Raw genomic sequence first — 16,069 nt, 5'->3', positions numbered from 1 at the left:
TCATCGTCAAGATTAAATTCCGAAACCCCAATTGCGAAAGCAGTTGGGGTTTTGTTTTGTCCGCAGGAAAATCTGTCACGCCCTCTTTCTATGCATTTGCCCGGAGCGTGGCTATCATGCGGGCCTCATTGTGAGGCGAGACTTGCATGCTGACGTTGTTAAAGCTTCTTAAAGATGGCCGATTCCATTCGGGTCAAGCCTTAGGCGCTGCCTTGGGAATAAGTCGCAGTGCGGTCTGGAAGCAGCTTCAGCATCTGGAGGCTGAGCTGGGATTGTCCATTCATAAGGTCAGGGGGCGCGGTTATCAATTGGCTGCGCCGCTGACGCTGCTCGATCCTCTGGAGATCAGGCGTTTGGCGCCTGTCTGTGACTGGCCTGTCCTGGTATTCGATTCAATCGATTCCACGAATGCTGAAGCGCTCCGCGCCATTGAGCGGCTCCAGGCGGCGCCTTTTCTGGTGCTTTCTGAGCGGCAGACTGCTGGTCGCGGGCGGCGCGGGCGAAAATGGGTGAGTCCGTTCGCGGAAAACATCTATTACAGTCTGGTGCTGCGTATTGACGGCGGAATGCGTCAGCTGGAGGGCTTGAGTCTTGTTGTCGGGCTCGCTGTCATGCAGGCGTTGCGTGAGGTCGGTGTTCCGGGTGTGGGTTTGAAATGGCCCAATGACGTTCTGGTCGGTCAGAAAAAAATTGCCGGAATCTTGCTGGAGTTGGTTGGTGACCCTGCCGACGTATGTCACGTGGTGTTGGGTGTAGGTATTAATGTAAACATGCAGATGACCGACGAGGTTGACCAGCAGTGGACGTCCATGCGGCTCGAGTCGGGAAGGATGTTTGATCGAAACCACCTGGTGGCTGCCCTTGGTGAGATGTTGCAGAAGTACCTTGCGCTTCATCAATCCGGCGGGTTCTCGGCGGTTCATGCGGAGTGGGAGCAAAATCACTTGTGGCAGGGGCGGGCGGTATCGTTAATCGCCGGTATTAACCAAATAGACGGTGAAGTGCTGGGTATTGATAGTCAGGGCGCCTTGCGCTTGAAGGTGGGTGGTGTGGAAAAGGTTTTCAGCGGCGGAGAGCTGAGTCTGAGGTTGCGCAATGATTCTTGAGCTCGACTGTGGAAACAGCTTTATCAAGTGGCGCGTGATCGAGCCTGGCGCCCAACTGGTTGTGGGCGAGGGGGTTGTCGATTCGGATCGTGCATTGCTGGAAAGCTTGAGCGCGCTGAATGGGCTCGCTCTCAGGTCTTGTCGGCTGGTCAGTGTAAGGACTGCTGAAGAAACCGATGCGTTGATCTCCCTGTTGAGGGCGTCCTTCGATGTGTCGGTGGTAAGTGCGGCTCCGGCACGTGAAATGTCCGGTGTGCGTAACGGCTATGAGGAGTTCGAGAAGCTAGGCCTTGATCGCTGGCTCGCCCTGCTCGGCGGGTTCCATTTGGCGGGTGGCGCGTGCCTTGTACTTGATTTCGGTACGGCTGTTACCGCTGACTTCGTCGCCACGGATGGCGAGCATCTCGGTGGGTTTATTTGCCCAGGGATGCCGTTGATGCGTAATCAGCTGCGTACTCATACCCGCAAAATTCGTTACGGTGATCTTGCCGCTGAGCGTGCTTTGGAGGATCTCGTTCCGGGTCGCGCTACGGTTGAGGCTGTCGAGCGCGGTTGCTTGTTGATGCTTCGGGGGTTTGTGCTGACTCAGTTGGAGTTGGCGCGTAGCTACTGGGGTGAGGGTTTCTCGGTTTTCCTTACGGGTGGGGATGCGGAGCTGGTCTCCGGGGTGGTGCCTGACGCCAGGGTGGTGCCGGATCTGGTATTTGTAGGCTTGGCGATGGCTTGCCCTTTGTCCTGAGGTATTTATGCGTTGGTTGTTTTTGCTGCTGCTTGTCCTCAATGTGTTTTATTACATCTGGCATCAACAAGAGGCTCCTCTGCGCGCAAAGGACGTAACACCCTTGAGTTTGTATCGGGGATCTCAGCAGGATATTCGCCTGTTGAGCGAGGCTCCGGACGTGGCGAAGGATAAGGGCAAGGCGGCTCCGGCGGAGTCTGGATGTCTTTTTGTGGGCGGTTTTACCCGTCAGGACGTCGCCCAGGGGCTTGAGCGCAGATTGACTGGCATGGATGTCAAGTTTCAGGTGTTGCCCAGGGGGAGTACCGAATCCGCCGGATATTGGCTGCGCGTAGCCCCGGAAAGCCGGCGTTGGCTGGACGATCTTCAGCTGATAAACCTTTCTAAAGAATTCAATGAGTTAAAACATAAAATAATGCCTTGCGAGGGGGTTGCACCCATCGAATAGTTTGCATAGAATGGCGCCCGCTCCACAGCGAACACCGGAAACGGTCAACGGTGTGAGGCGAGGTCAACGCAGCTAAGCTCAGGTTTTTAATGAGAAAAATGCTTGACAGAAGGCTGGCATGATGTAGAATGCCGGCTCGCTTAGGAGGGGTTCCCGAGCGGCCAAAGGGATCAGACTGTAAATCTGACGTCTACGACTTCGAAGGTTCGAATCCTTCCCCCTCCACCATTTTAGCGAGAGCTGTAAGCCTCGCGGGTATAGTTTAGTGGTAGAACCTCAGCCTTCCAAGCTGATGATGCGGGTTCGATTCCCGCTACCCGCTCCAAGTTTACAGGTTTTGCACAGTGATACGCTCTTGTAGCTCAGTTGGTAGAGCACACCCTTGGTAAGGGTGAGGTCAGCGGTTCAAATCCGCTCAAGAGCTCCATATAACAAGGCAGATATGAAAATATCTGCCTTTGTTTTAAGGGTCTGGATTGCATTTCGTGTTCGGTGAGGGCGATTAGATCGTCGGTGCCGAAAGTGCGGTCAGGCTCGCAGAGTAAAATGTTGTAAAGTCTTCTTCGGGCCGGCATAATGGTCGGCCTGATTTTGTTTTAGGTCAGTAGCTCAATTGGCAGAGCGACGGTCTCCAAAACCGTAGGTTGGGGGTTCGATTCCCTCCTGACCTGCCAGATTCACTCGGTGTGTCTGGCTTTCTTTTCACAGGATCTTCATAGATGACTCCTAAAGCTGAAGCTCAAGGCTCTCGCTTCGATCTGCTCAAGTGGCTAGTAGTAGTCGCTTTGGTGGTTGTTGGCGTTGTTGGCAATCAGTACTATTCTGCTTCGCCGATCCTGTACCGCGTACTGGCATTGCTTGTCATTGCTGCTGTAGCTGCATTTGTAGGCCTGCAGACAGTTAAGGGCAAGTCTTTCTTTGTACTGGCTAAGGAAGCGCGCACCGAGATTCGTAAAGTCGTATGGCCAACTCGCCAAGAAACCACGCAGACCACGTTGATCGTTGTGGCTGTTGTCCTGGTTATGGCGTTGCTGTTGTGGGGTCTTGATTCCCTGCTCGGCTGGCTTGTCTCCTTGATTGTCGGCTAAGGGTGTCCCGTGGCTAAGCGTTGGTATGTTGTGCATGCTTACTCGGGTTACGAGAAGCATGTCATGCGTTCGTTGATCGAGCGCGTAAAGCTGGCTGGCATGGAAGATGGCTTCGGCGAGATTCTGGTTCCCACTGAAGAAGTGGTTGAGATGCGGAACGGCCAGAAGCGCAAAAGCGAACGCAAGTTCTTTCCTGGCTACGTGCTGGTCCAGATGGATATGAACGAGGGTACTTGGCACTTGGTCAAGGATACTCCTCGGGTGATGGGTTTTATCGGCGGTACTGCTGATAAGCCTGCGCCGATTACTGATAAAGAAGCAGAAGCGATTCTGCGTCGCGTCGCTGATGGTAGTGACAAGCCTAAGCCGAAGACGTTGTTCGAGCCGGGCGAGTCGGTACGTGTCAACGATGGTCCGTTTGCCGATTTCACTGGCACGGTCGAAGAAGTTAACTACGAAAAGAGCCGGATCCAGGTCGCGGTGCTCATTTTCGGACGCTCTACTCCGGTAGAGCTGGAGTTCAGCCAGGTCGAAAAGGTCTAGTTGAGCAAGCATCCCAACCCCGCAGCCTTAGGCTGTGGGGTTTTGTCGTCACTGGGATAAACGCGCAAGTAACCGGGGAGCCTTTCGAGGCGTTTGAACCCGTAATTGGAGTGCCTCATGGCCAAGAAGATTACCGCTTACATCAAGCTGCAAGTGAAGGCCGCTCAGGCTAACCCAAGCCCACCTGTTGGTCCTGCTCTGGGTCAGCACGGCGTGAACATCATGGAATTCTGCAAGGCTTTCAACGCCCGTACTCAGGGTCTTGAGCCAGGTCTGCCGACTCCAGTGATCATCACTGTCTACAGCGACCGTAGCTTCACTTTCGAAACCAAATCCACCCCTGCTTCGGTTCTGCTGAAGAAGGCGGCCGGTCTGACCAGCGGTTCCGCTCGTCCGAACACCGTTAAGGTTGGCACCGTGACCCGTGCTCAGCTGGAAGAAATCGCGAAAACCAAAAACGCGGATCTGACTGCAGCTGATATGGAAGCAGCCGTGCGTACTATCGCCGGTTCTGCTCGTAGCATGGGCCTTAACGTGGAGGGTGTGTAATGGCTAAGCTGACCAAGCGTCAAAAGGCTATCGCCGGCAAAATCGAAGCAGGCAAGGCCTACAACTTTGTAGACGCTGCTGCCCTGCTGGCCGAGCTGTCGACTGTCAAGTTCAGCGAGTCGTTCGACGTTGCTGTAAACCTGGGCGTAGACCCGCGTAAATCCGACCAGGTTGTACGTAGCGCTACTGTGCTGCCACACGGCACTGGCAAGACCGTTCGCGTTGCTGTGTTCACCCAGGGTCCAGCTGCTGAGGCGGCTCTGGCTGCCGGCGCTGACCGTGTAGGCATGGACGACCTGGCTGCCGAAATGAAAGGCGGCGACCTGAACTATGACGTAGTGATCGCATCCCCTGATGCAATGCGCGTTGTGGGTCAGTTGGGTCAGATCCTCGGTCCACGTGGTCTGATGCCTAACCCTAAAGTCGGCACCGTAACTCCAGACGTAGCTACCGCGGTTAAAAACGCCAAGGCTGGTCAGGTTCGTTATCGCACCGACAAAAACGGCATCATCCACACTTCCGTTGGCAAGATCGGCTTCGATGCCGTCAAGCTGAAGGAAAACGTTGAAGCCCTGATCGCTGATCTGAAGCGTATCAAGCCAGCTTCCTCGAAAGGTATCTACGTTAAGCGCGTTACCCTGAGCACCACTATGGGCCCAGGTCTGGTCATCGACCAAAGCTCGCTCGACGCGTAAGACACAGATTGGCGCAAGCGATTGCGGCAATTGAAAAATTGGGGTCCCTGCCTGGCGGGGGCTATCCAAGACCGTAGGCGACGCAAGTCTTAAACCTCAAGCCTACGCAGATGGTGCTCCCGGTTCCTTACCGAATCAGACACCAAAACGACATCAGGTTTCGACCAGATGAAACGGTAACAAGCAGGAGTTAAACCCGTGGCAATTAAACTCGAAGACAAGAAGGCCATCGTCGCTGAAGTCAACGAGGCTGCCAAAGTCGCTCTGTCCGCTGTCGTGGCTGATGCCCGTGGCGTAACAGTAGGCGCGATGACCGGACTCCGTAAAGAGGCTCGTGAAGCTGGCGTTTACGTACGTGTTGTACGTAACACCCTGCTCAAGCGCGCTGTTGCTGACACTGAATTCAGTGTCCTCAACGACGTGTTCACAGGCCCTACCCTGATTGCATTCTCCAAAGAACATCCAGGCGCTGCTGCCCGGATCTTCAAAGAGTTCGCAAAGGGTCAGGACAAGTTCGAGATCAAGGCAGCTGCGTTCGAGGGCAAGTTCCTCGCAGCTAACCAAATCGACGTACTGGCAACTCTGCCGACCCGTGACGAAGCAATTTCTCAGCTGATGAGCGTGATTCAAGGCGCAACCAGCAAATTGGCTCGTACTCTGGCGGCAATTCGCGACCAGAAAGAAGCTGCTGCAGCCTAAGGCTCGTCAACTTCTCGCGTTTTTTGTTTTTTTCGATGGTCGCGTAGGCCGTCCCCAATATCAGGAATTAGATTCATGTCTATCTCTCAGAACGATATCCTTGAAGCAGTTGGCAACATGTCCGTAATGGAAGTTGTTGAGCTGATCAAAGCTTTCGAAGAAAAATTCGGCGTTACCGCTGCTGCTGCATCGGCTGGTCCAGCTGCTGCTGCCGCCGTTGTTGAAGAGCAAACTGAATTCAACGTCATGCTGACCGAAGCTGGCGAGAAGAAAGTTAACGTGATCAAGGCAGTTCGTGAACTGACCGGTCTGGGCCTGAAAGAAGCCAAGGCTGTAGTTGACGGCGCTCCTGCGATGGTTCTGGAAGCTGTTGCCAAAGACGCAGCTGACAAAGCCAAAGCAACTCTGGAAGAAGCAGGCGCTAAAGTCGAGCTGAAGTAAGCATCGACTTTGCTCCTCCAGCCCGAGCGTTAAGCGACAGGCTGATGGCTGGTGGCACTTGCCACCGGCCTTTTTCCGTTATTGGCAGCCGACTGGGTCGGTGCTGATAACGTGCTGTACCACCCGATGCGGTGGCGCAAACCATGGGGTTTGCACGATTTTCTGGCTGCTCCCGTCGGGAGGGGCCAAACAAGCAGGTGACCAAGCTGGGGAACGCTGATGGCTTACTCATATACTGAGAAAAAACGTATCCGCAAGGACTTTAGCAAGTTGCCGGACGTCATGGATGTGCCGTACCTCCTGGCCATCCAGCTGGATTCGTATCGTGAATTCTTGCAAGCGGGAGCGACTAAAGATCAGTTCCGCGACGTGGGCCTGCATGCGGCCTTCAAATCCGTTTTCCCGATCATCAGCTACTCCGGCAATGCTGCGCTGGAGTACGTCGGATATCGTCTGGGCGAACCGGCATTTGATGTCAAAGAATGCGTATTGCGCGGTGTAACTTACGCCGTACCTTTGCGGGTAAAAGTGCGCCTGATCATTTTCGACAAAGAGTCGTCGAACAAAGCGATCAAGGACATCAAAGAGCAAGAAGTCTACATGGGTGAAATCCCCCTGATGACTGAGAACGGTACCTTCGTAATCAACGGTACCGAGCGTGTAATCGTTTCTCAGCTGCACCGTTCCCCGGGCGTGTTCTTCGACCACGACCGTGGCAAGACGCACAGCTCCGGTAAACTGCTGTACTCCGCGCGCATCATTCCTTACCGCGGTTCGTGGCTGGACTTCGAGTTCGACCCGAAAGACTGCGTATTCGTGCGTATCGACCGTCGTCGCAAGCTGCCTGCATCGGTATTGCTGCGCGCGCTGGGCTATACCACTGAAGAAGTGCTGGACGCGTTCTACACCACCAACGTATTCCACGTGAAAGGCGAAAACCTGAGCCTGGAACTGGTGCCTCAGCGCCTGCGTGGTGAAATCGCTGTCCTGGATATCCTGGACGACAAAGGCAAGGTTATTGTCGAGCAAGGTCGCCGTATCACTGCTCGTCACATCAACCAGCTGGAAAAAGCCGGGATCAAAGAGCTGGAAGTGCCTCTGGACTACGTCCTGGGTCGCACTACCGCCAAGGTCATCGTGCATCCGGCAACCGGCGAAATCCTGGCAGAGTGCAACACCGAGCTGAGCACCGAGATCCTGGCGAAAATCGCCAAGGCCGGCGTTGTTCGCATCGAAACTCTGTACACCAACGATATCGACTGCGGTCCGTTCGTCTCCGACACGCTGAAGATCGACTCCACCAGCAACCAACTGGAAGCGCTGGTCGAGATCTATCGCATGATGCGTCCTGGCGAGCCGCCAACCAAAGACGCTGCCGAAACCCTGTTCAACAACCTGTTCTTCAGCCCTGAGCGCTATGACCTGTCTGCGGTCGGCCGGATGAAGTTCAACCGTCGTATCGGTCGTACCGAGATCGAAGGTTCGGGCGTGCTGTGCAAGGAAGACATCGTCGCGGTACTGAAGACCCTGGTCGACATCCGTAACGGTAAAGGCATCGTCGATGACATCGACCACCTGGGTAACCGTCGTGTTCGCTGCGTAGGCGAAATGGCCGAGAACCAGTTCCGCGTTGGCCTGGTGCGTGTTGAGCGTGCGGTCAAAGAGCGTCTGTCGATGGCTGAAAGCGAAGGCCTGATGCCGCAAGACCTGATCAACGCCAAGCCAGTGGCTGCGGCGGTGAAAGAGTTCTTCGGTTCCAGCCAGCTGTCCCAGTTCATGGACCAGAACAACCCGCTGTCCGAGATCACCCACAAGCGTCGTGTCTCTGCACTCGGCCCTGGCGGTTTGACTCGTGAGCGTGCCGGCTTTGAAGTTCGTGACGTACACCCGACGCACTACGGTCGTGTTTGCCCGATCGAAACGCCGGAAGGTCCGAACATCGGTCTGATCAACTCCCTGGCTGCCTATGCGCGCACCAACCAGTACGGCTTCCTGGAAAGCCCGTACCGTGTGGTGAAAGACGCACTGGTCACCGACGAGATCGTGTTCCTGTCCGCCATCGAAGAAGCTGATCACGTGATCGCTCAGGCTTCGGCCACGATGAACGACAAGAAGATGCTGATCGACGAACTGGTAGCTGTTCGTCACTTGAACGAGTTCACCGTCAAGGCGCCGGAAGACGTTACCTTGATGGACGTATCGCCGAAGCAGGTAGTTTCGGTTGCAGCGTCGCTGATTCCGTTCCTCGAGCACGATGACGCCAACCGTGCGTTGATGGGTTCGAACATGCAACGTCAAGCTGTACCAACCCTGCGTGCTGACAAGCCGCTGGTAGGTACCGGCATGGAGCGTAACGTAGCCCGTGACTCCGGCGTTTGCGTCGTGGCTCGTCGTGGCGGCGTGATCGACTCCGTTGATGCCAGCCGTATCGTGGTTCGTGTTGCCGATGACGAAGTTGAAACCGGTGAAGCTGGTGTCGACATCTACAACCTTACCAAATACACCCGCTCCAACCAGAACACCTGCATCAACCAGCGTCCGCTGGTGCGGAAGGGTGATCGGGTTCAGCGCAGCGACATCATGGCTGACGGTCCGTCCACCGACATGGGTGAACTGGCGCTGGGTCAGAACATGCGCATCGCGTTCATGGCCTGGAACGGTTACAACTTCGAAGACTCCATCTGCTTGTCGGAACGAGTTGTTCAGGAAGACCGTTTCACCACGATCCACATTCAGGAACTGACCTGTGTGGCCCGTGACACCAAGCTTGGCCCAGAGGAAATCACTGCGGACATCCCGAACGTGGGTGAGGCTGCACTGAACAAACTGGACGAAGCCGGTATCGTTTATGTTGGTGCTGAAGTTGGCGCAGGCGACATCCTGGTCGGTAAGGTCACTCCGAAAGGCGAGACCCAGCTGACTCCGGAAGAAAAACTGCTGCGTGCGATCTTCGGTGAAAAAGCCAGCGACGTTAAAGACACTTCCCTGCGCGTACCTACCGGTACCAAAGGTACTGTCATCGACGTACAGGTCTTCACCCGCGACGGCGTTGAGCGTGATGCTCGTGCACTGTCGATCGAGAAGTCCCAGCTGGACGAGATTCGCAAGGATCTGAACGAAGAGTTCCGCATCGTTGAAGGCGCTACTTTCGAACGTCTGCGTTCCGCTCTGGTCGGCCACAAAGCCGAAGGCGGCGCCGGTCTGAAGAAAGGCCAGGACATCACCGACGAAGTTCTCGACGGTCTTGAGCACGGCCAGTGGTTCAAGCTGCGCATGGCTGAAGATGCTCTGAACGAGCAGCTCGAGAAGGCTCAGGCTTACATCGTTGATCGTCGCCGTCTGCTGGACGACAAGTTCGAAGACAAGAAGCGCAAACTGCAGCAGGGCGATGACCTGGCTCCAGGCGTGCTGAAAATCGTCAAGGTTTACCTGGCAATCCGTCGTCGCATCCAGCCGGGCGACAAGATGGCCGGTCGTCACGGTAACAAGGGTGTGGTCTCCGTGATCATGCCGGTTGAAGACATGCCGCACGATGCCAATGGCACTCCGGTCGACGTCGTCCTCAACCCGTTGGGCGTACCTTCGCGTATGAACGTTGGTCAGATCCTCGAAACCCACCTGGGCCTCGCGGCCAAGGGTCTGGGCGAGAAGATCAATCGCATGATTGAAGAGCAGCGTAAAGTTGCCGAGCTGCGTAAATTCCTGCACGAGATCTACAACGAGATCGGCGGTCGTCAGGAAAGCCTCGATGACTTCTCGGACCAGGAAATCCTGGACCTGGCTCAAAACCTGCGTGGCGGCGTTCCAATGGCCACTCCAGTGTTCGACGGCGCCAAGGAAAGCGAAATCAAGGCCATGCTGAAACTGGCAGACCTGCCAGAAAGCGGCCAGATGCAGCTGACCGATGGCCGTACCGGCAACAAGTTCGAGCGCCCGGTTACCGTTGGCTACATGTACATGCTGAAGCTGAACCACTTGGTAGACGACAAGATGCACGCTCGTTCTACCGGTTCGTACAGCCTGGTTACCCAGCAGCCGCTGGGTGGTAAGGCGCAGTTCGGTGGTCAGCGTTTCGGGGAGATGGAGGTCTGGGCACTGGAAGCATACGGTGCCGCTTACACTCTGCAAGAAATGCTCACAGTGAAGTCGGACGATGTGAACGGCCGTACCAAGATGTACAAAAACATCGTGGATGGCGATCACCGTATGGAGCCGGGCATGCCCGAGTCCTTCAACGTGTTGATCAAGGAAATTCGTTCCCTCGGCATCGATATCGATCTGGAAACCGAATAACACGTGACGCGAATCGAGAGCGGGGCAGGATTGCCCGCTCTCTGCTCCGCCAGGAGGAAAGGCCTTGAAAGACCTACTGAATTTGCTGAAAAACCAGGGTCAAGTCGAAGAGTTCGACGCCATCCGTATCGGATTGGCATCGCCTGAGATGATCCGTTCGTGGTCGTTCGGTGAAGTTAAAAAGCCGGAAACCATCAACTACCGTACGTTCAAACCTGAGCGTGACGGCCTGTTCTGCGCCAAGATCTTTGGCCCGGTAAAGGATTACGAGTGCCTGTGCGGTAAGTACAAGCGCTTGAAGCACCGTGGTGTGATCTGCGAGAAGTGCGGCGTTGAAGTCGCGCTGGCAAAAGTTCGTCGTGAGCGCATGGCGCACATCGAACTGGCCTCGCCAGTTGCCCACATCTGGTTCCTGAAATCGCTGCCGTCCCGTATCGGCTTGCTGATGGACATGACCCTGCGTGATATCGAACGCGTTCTCTACTTCGAGAGCTACGTCGTTATCGATCCAGGCATGACCACCCTTGAAAAAGGTCAGCTGCTGAACGACGAGCAGTACTTCGAAGCGCTGGAAGAATTCGGCGACGATTTCGATGCCCGAATGGGTGCCGAAGCTGTCCGCGAACTGCTGCACGCTATCGACCTGGAGCACGAGATTGGCCGTCTGCGTGAAGAAATTCCGCAAACCAACTCCGAAACCAAGATCAAGAAGCTGTCCAAGCGTCTGAAGTTGATGGAAGCCTTCCAGGGTTCCGGCAACCTGCCAGAGTGGATGGTGCTGACCGTTCTGCCGGTTCTGCCGCCAGATCTGCGTCCACTGGTCCCGCTGGATGGCGGTCGCTTCGCGACTTCCGACCTCAACGATCTGTATCGTCGAGTGATCAACCGTAACAACCGTTTGAAGCGCCTGCTGGATCTGTCCGCTCCGGACATCATCGTGCGCAACGAAAAGCGTATGTTGCAGGAAGCTGTCGACGCACTGCTCGACAACGGCCGTCGTGGCCGTGCGATCACCGGTTCGAACAAGCGTCCTCTGAAATCCCTGGCTGACATGATCAAGGGTAAGCAGGGTCGTTTCCGTCAGAACTTGCTCGGTAAGCGTGTTGACTACTCGGGTCGTTCGGTAATTACCGTAGGTCCGACCCTGCGTCTGCACCAGTGCGGTCTGCCGAAGAAAATGGCTCTCGAGCTGTTCAAGCCGTTCATCTTCGGCAAGCTGGAAATGCGTGGTCTCGCTACCACCATCAAAGCTGCCAAGAAGATGGTCGAGCGCGAGCTGCCGGAAGTTTGGGACGTTCTCGCTGAAGTGATTCGCGAACACCCGGTTCTTCTCAACCGTGCACCGACCCTTCACCGTCTGGGTATCCAGGCGTTTGAACCGGTACTGATCGAAGGTAAGGCTATCCAGCTGCACCCTCTGGTGTGCGCCGCGTACAACGCCGACTTCGACGGCGACCAAATGGCCGTGCACGTACCGCTGACGCTGGAAGCCCAGCTCGAAGCGCGTGCGTTGATGATGTCGACCAACAACATTCTGTCGCCAGCCAACGGTGAGCCAATCATCGTTCCGTCGCAGGACGTTGTATTGGGTCTGTACTACATGACTCGTGAAGCGATCAACGCCAAAGGCGAAGGTCGTGTGTTCGCGGATCTGCAGGAAGTTGACCGTGTGTTCCGTGCCGGCGAAGCCGCACTGCACGCCAAGGTCAAGGTGCGGATCAACGAAACCGTCAACGACCGTGATGGCGGCAGCGTGAGCAACACCCGTATCGTCGACACTACTGTCGGCCGTGCCCTGTTGTTCCAGGTTGTGCCAAAAGGTCTGTCGTACGACGTCGTCAACCTGCCGATGAAGAAAAAGGCGATCTCCAAGCTGATCAACCAGTGCTACCGCGTGGTTGGTTTGAAAGAGACCGTGATCTTCGCTGACCAGTTGATGTACACCGGTTTTGCTTATTCGACCATTTCCGGCGTTTCCATCGGTGTTAACGACTTCGTTATCCCGGATGAAAAAGCCCGCATCATCAATGCTGCTACTGATGAAGTGAAAGAGATCGAAAGCCAGTACGCCTCCGGCCTGGTAACCCAGGGCGAGAAGTACAACAAAGTGATCGACCTTTGGTCCAAGGCGAACGACGAAGTTTCCAAGGCGATGATGGCCAACCTCTCGAAAGAGAAAGTCATCGACCGTCATGGTGTCGAAGTCGACCAGGAATCCTTCAACTCGATGTACATGATGGCTGACTCGGGTGCGCGGGGTTCCGCAGCACAGATTCGTCAGCTGGCCGGTATGCGTGGCCTGATGGCCAAGCCGGACGGTTCCATCATTGAAACGCCGATTACCGCGAACTTCCGTGAAGGTTTGAGCGTACTTCAGTACTTCATCTCAACTCACGGTGCTCGTAAGGGTCTTGCGGATACCGCGTTGAAAACGGCTAACTCCGGTTACCTGACTCGTCGTCTGGTAGACGTTGCACAAGATCTGGTTGTTACCGAGATCGATTGCGGCACCGAACACGGTCTGCTGATGACTCCGCACATTGAAGGCGGTGACGTTGTAGAGCCGCTGGGTGAGCGCGTATTGGGTCGAGTTATCGCCCGGGACGTATTCAAGCCAGGTACCGAGGACGTTATCGTTCCAGCCGGCACCCTGGTAGACGAAAAGTGGGTCGAGTTCATCGAACTCAACAGCATCGACGAAGTGATCGTTCGTTCGCCGATCAGCTGCGAAACCCGCTTCGGTATTTGCGCCAAGTGTTACGGCCGCGATCTGGCTCGTGGTCACCAGGTGAACATCGGTGAAGCGGTCGGCGTTATCGCTGCCCAGTCCATCGGTGAGCCGGGTACCCAGCTGACGATGCGTACGTTCCACATCGGTGGTGCGGCAAGCCGGACCTCTGCAGCCGACAGCGTTCAGGTGAAGAATGGCGGTACCGTCCGTCTGCATAACCTGAAGCACGTAGAGCGCGTGGATGGTCACCTGGTTGCTGTGTCCCGTTCCGGTGAGCTGGCCATCGCTGATGACTTCGGTCGCGAGCGTGAGCGTTACAAGCTGCCGTACGGTGCCGTGATTTCGGTTAAAGAAGGTGACAAGGTCGACGCTGGCGCAATCGTGGCCAAGTGGGATCCGCACACTCACCCGATCGTTACCGAAATGAAAGGTACCGTGACCTACGTGGGCATGGAAGAAGGCATCACGATCAAGCGTCAGACTGACGAATTGACCGGTATGACCAACATTGAAGTACTCGACGCCAAGGATCGTCCAGCTGCCGGTAAAGACATCCGTCCTGCCGTGAAGATGGTCGACGACAACGGCAAGGATCTGTTGCTGCCAGGCACTGACGTTATCGCTCAGTACTTCCTGCCAGCCAACGCCCTCGTCGGTGTAGCGGACGGTGCGAAGATTGCGATCGGTGATGTTATCGCTCGTATCCCGCAAGAAACTTCGAAGACCCGTGACATCACCGGTGGTCTGCCGCGTGTTGCCGACTTGTTCGAAGCACGTCGTCCGAAAGAAGCGTCGATTCTGGCTGAAGTCAGCGGCACCATCGCGTTCGGTAAAGAGACCAAAGGAAAGCGCCGTCTGGTTATCACCCCGAACGACGGTAGCGATCCGTATGAAGAGCTGATTCCGAAGTGGCGTCACCTGAACGTCTTCGAAGGCGAACAAGTGAACCGCGGCGAAGTTATCTCCGACGGTCCAAGCGATCCACACGACATCCTGCGTCTGCTGGGTGTGAGTGCGCTGGCCAAGTACATCGTCAACGAGATCCAGGACGTTTACCGTCTGCAAGGCGTGAAGATCAACGATAAGCACATCGAGACCATCCTGCGTCAGATGCTGCGTAAAGTTGAAATCGCTGAATCCGGCGATTCCAGTTTCATCAAGGGCGACCAGATGGAATTGACTCACGTTCTGGTAGAGAACGAGCGTTTGAGCGGCGAAGACAAGTTTGTCTCCAAGTTCACTCGCGTTCTGCTGGGTATCACCAAGGCGTCGTTGTCCACCGAATCGTTCATCTCGGCGGCTTCCTTCCAGGAAACCACTCGCGTACTGACCGAAGCGGCGGTAACCGGCAAGCGCGATTACCTGCGCGGCCTGAAAGAAAACGTGGTCGTGGGTCGTCTGATCCCGGCTGGTACCGGTCTGGCGTACCACAGCGAGCGTAAGCGTCGCCGTGATGCCGACAAGCCGTTGCGCGTAAGCGCCAGTGAAGTGGAAGCTGCACTGACCGAAGCGCTGAACTCTAGCGGTAACTGAGTTCTGCGATAAATGAGCGTAAGGCCCTGGCAGCTCCGTTCATCGTATCGAGACAATTTGTCGAGGTTCGATGGGTGGAGAGGTCGGGGCCTTGCCTTGACTGGGGACAAGATCCTCTTTAGACTCTTGTACCCCTAAATTTGGCGGGGATTCGTTCCTGCCATTTTGCTTTTCTTGCAAGACAATAGCGTCGCAAGACAACAGTGGAGCTAGTAGATGGCAACTATCAACCAGCTGGTACGTCAGCCGCGTAAGCGTATCGTCGAGAAATCCGACGTACCTGCGCTGCAGAACTGCCCGCAACGTCGTGGCGTGTGCACCCGTGTGTATACCACTACGCCGAAAAAACCTAACTCGGCACTGCGTAAAGTATGCCGTGTGCGTCTGACCAACGGTTTCGAGGTTTCCTCGTACATCGGTGGTGAAGGCCACAACCTGCAAGAGCACAGCGTGGTACTGATCCGCGGCGGTCGTGTAAAAGACTTGCCAGGTGTTCGTTACCACACCGTTCGCGGTTCTTTGGATACTTCCGGCGTTAAAGGTCGTAACCAGGGTCGTTCGAAGTACGGTACCAAGAAGCCTAAGTAGTAGCGGCTTTTTGTAAGAACTGAATTATCTATTTTTCTGAGTCGATAAGAGTAAGGTCGGAGGCGTCCCGTACAGGGCACCGATTCCGAGCGAACCTGAAGACCGTTTGAGGGCTTATCCATGCCAAGAAGACGCGTAGCAGCCAAGCGCGAAGTGCTTGACGATCCAAAATACGGAAGCCAAATCCTGGCCAAGTTCATGAACCACGTGATGGAAAGCGGCAAGAAAGCCGTTGCCGAGCGTATCGTTTATGGCGCGCTGGAAAAGGTTAAAGAACGCAAGAACAGCGACCCCCTGGAAATCTTCGAGAAAGCTCTCGACGCCATCGCTCCGCTGGTCGAAGTAAAGTCGCGCCGTGTAGGCGGTGCTACTTACCAGGTTCCGGTTGAAGTTCGTCCGTCCCGTCGTAACGCTCTGGCAATGCGCTGGTTGGTAGACTTCGCCCGCAAGCGCGGCGAGAAGTCTATGGCTCTGCGTTTGGCTGGCGAACTGTTGGACGCCGCCGAAGGTAAAGGTGCTGCAGTTAAGAAGCGTGAAGACGTGCACCGTATGGCTGAAGCCAACAAGGCTTTCTCGCACTACCGCTTCTAATTTTAGCGTCACTAATTTTGCGAGG

At 55.6% G+C, this 16,069-nt stretch carries 13 protein-coding genes and 4 tRNA genes; all 17 read left to right on the top strand.

Annotated features, from left to right (window positions below; all coding sequences use genetic code 11):
* Positions 1–146: 146 nt before the first annotated feature.
* Positions 147–1,106 (top strand): bifunctional biotin--[acetyl-CoA-carboxylase] ligase/biotin operon repressor BirA, encoded by a 960-nt coding sequence (gene birA, locus ACW9JC_RS10245; protein WP_457454916.1) that lies wholly within the window; start codon positions 147–149, stop codon positions 1,104–1,106.
* Entirely contained in the window at positions 1,096–1,845 is a 750-nt protein-coding gene (locus tag ACW9JC_RS10240) for a pantothenate kinase (RefSeq protein ID WP_457454915.1), read from the top strand. The genes birA and ACW9JC_RS10240 overlap by 11 nt, the downstream gene beginning before the upstream one ends.
* Before the next feature lie 7 nt (positions 1,846–1,852).
* Complete coding sequence (locus tag ACW9JC_RS10235; RefSeq protein WP_457454914.1) at positions 1,853–2,293, top strand: hypothetical protein; 441 nt, start codon at positions 1,853–1,855, stop codon at positions 2,291–2,293.
* Between the two features lie 143 nt (positions 2,294–2,436).
* A tRNA-Tyr gene (locus ACW9JC_RS10230) sits at positions 2,437–2,521 on the top strand.
* Between the two features lie 23 nt (positions 2,522–2,544).
* Positions 2,545–2,618 (top strand) — tRNA-Gly (locus tag ACW9JC_RS10225).
* Between the two features lie 26 nt (positions 2,619–2,644).
* A tRNA-Thr gene (locus ACW9JC_RS10220) sits at positions 2,645–2,720 on the top strand.
* Positions 2,721–2,891: 171 nt separating this feature from the next.
* Positions 2,892–2,967, top strand: a tRNA-Trp gene (locus ACW9JC_RS10215).
* Between the two features lie 45 nt (positions 2,968–3,012).
* The gene (secE, locus tag ACW9JC_RS10210; RefSeq protein WP_338583431.1) at positions 3,013–3,381 is read left to right on the top strand and encodes a preprotein translocase subunit SecE; all 369 of its coding nucleotides are present in this window, start codon (positions 3,013–3,015) and stop codon (positions 3,379–3,381) included.
* A gap of 9 nt (positions 3,382–3,390) precedes the next feature.
* The gene (nusG, locus tag ACW9JC_RS10205; RefSeq protein WP_007933727.1) at positions 3,391–3,924 is read left to right on the top strand and encodes a transcription termination/antitermination protein NusG; all 534 of its coding nucleotides are present in this window, start codon (positions 3,391–3,393) and stop codon (positions 3,922–3,924) included.
* A 117-nt stretch (positions 3,925–4,041) separates the two neighbouring features.
* Positions 4,042–4,473 (top strand): 50S ribosomal protein L11, encoded by a 432-nt coding sequence (gene rplK / locus ACW9JC_RS10200; protein ID WP_007933726.1) that lies wholly within the window; start codon positions 4,042–4,044, stop codon positions 4,471–4,473.
* Positions 4,473–5,168 carry a 50S ribosomal protein L1 gene (rplA, locus tag ACW9JC_RS10195; protein WP_003186095.1) on the top strand — a complete coding sequence of 232 codons (696 nt, stop codon included), beginning with the start codon at positions 4,473–4,475 and terminating at the stop codon, positions 5,166–5,168. The genes rplK and rplA overlap by 1 nt, the downstream gene beginning before the upstream one ends.
* A gap of 198 nt (positions 5,169–5,366) precedes the next feature.
* A complete protein-coding gene (gene rplJ, locus ACW9JC_RS10190) occupies positions 5,367–5,867 on the top strand; it encodes a 50S ribosomal protein L10 (protein ID WP_007970413.1) in 501 nt (166 codons plus the stop codon).
* A gap of 75 nt (positions 5,868–5,942) precedes the next feature.
* A complete protein-coding gene (gene rplL, locus ACW9JC_RS10185) occupies positions 5,943–6,308 on the top strand; it encodes a 50S ribosomal protein L7/L12 (RefSeq protein WP_034148078.1) in 366 nt (121 codons plus the stop codon).
* A 219-nt stretch (positions 6,309–6,527) separates the two neighbouring features.
* Positions 6,528–10,601 carry a DNA-directed RNA polymerase subunit beta gene (rpoB, locus tag ACW9JC_RS10180; RefSeq protein ID WP_338583428.1) on the top strand — a complete coding sequence of 1,358 codons (4,074 nt, stop codon included), beginning with the start codon at positions 6,528–6,530 and terminating at the stop codon, positions 10,599–10,601.
* A gap of 64 nt (positions 10,602–10,665) precedes the next feature.
* Entirely contained in the window at positions 10,666–14,865 is a 4,200-nt protein-coding gene (gene rpoC, locus ACW9JC_RS10175; RefSeq protein ID WP_338583426.1) for a DNA-directed RNA polymerase subunit beta', read from the top strand.
* 216 nt (positions 14,866–15,081) lie between these two features.
* The gene (gene rpsL / locus ACW9JC_RS10170; protein ID WP_002555494.1) at positions 15,082–15,453 is read left to right on the top strand and encodes a 30S ribosomal protein S12; all 372 of its coding nucleotides are present in this window, start codon (positions 15,082–15,084) and stop codon (positions 15,451–15,453) included.
* 120 nt (positions 15,454–15,573) lie between these two features.
* On the top strand, positions 15,574–16,044 hold the full coding sequence (rpsG, locus tag ACW9JC_RS10165; RefSeq protein ID WP_002555493.1) for a 30S ribosomal protein S7: 471 nt from the start codon (positions 15,574–15,576) through the stop codon (positions 16,042–16,044).
* Positions 16,045–16,069: the final 25 nt, after the last annotated feature.

Source organism: Pseudomonas sp. SDO5591_S426 (genome assembly GCF_054070755.1).
Note: the sequence above shows the minus strand (reverse complement) of the source record. Positions and strands in the feature narration are given on the sequence as shown.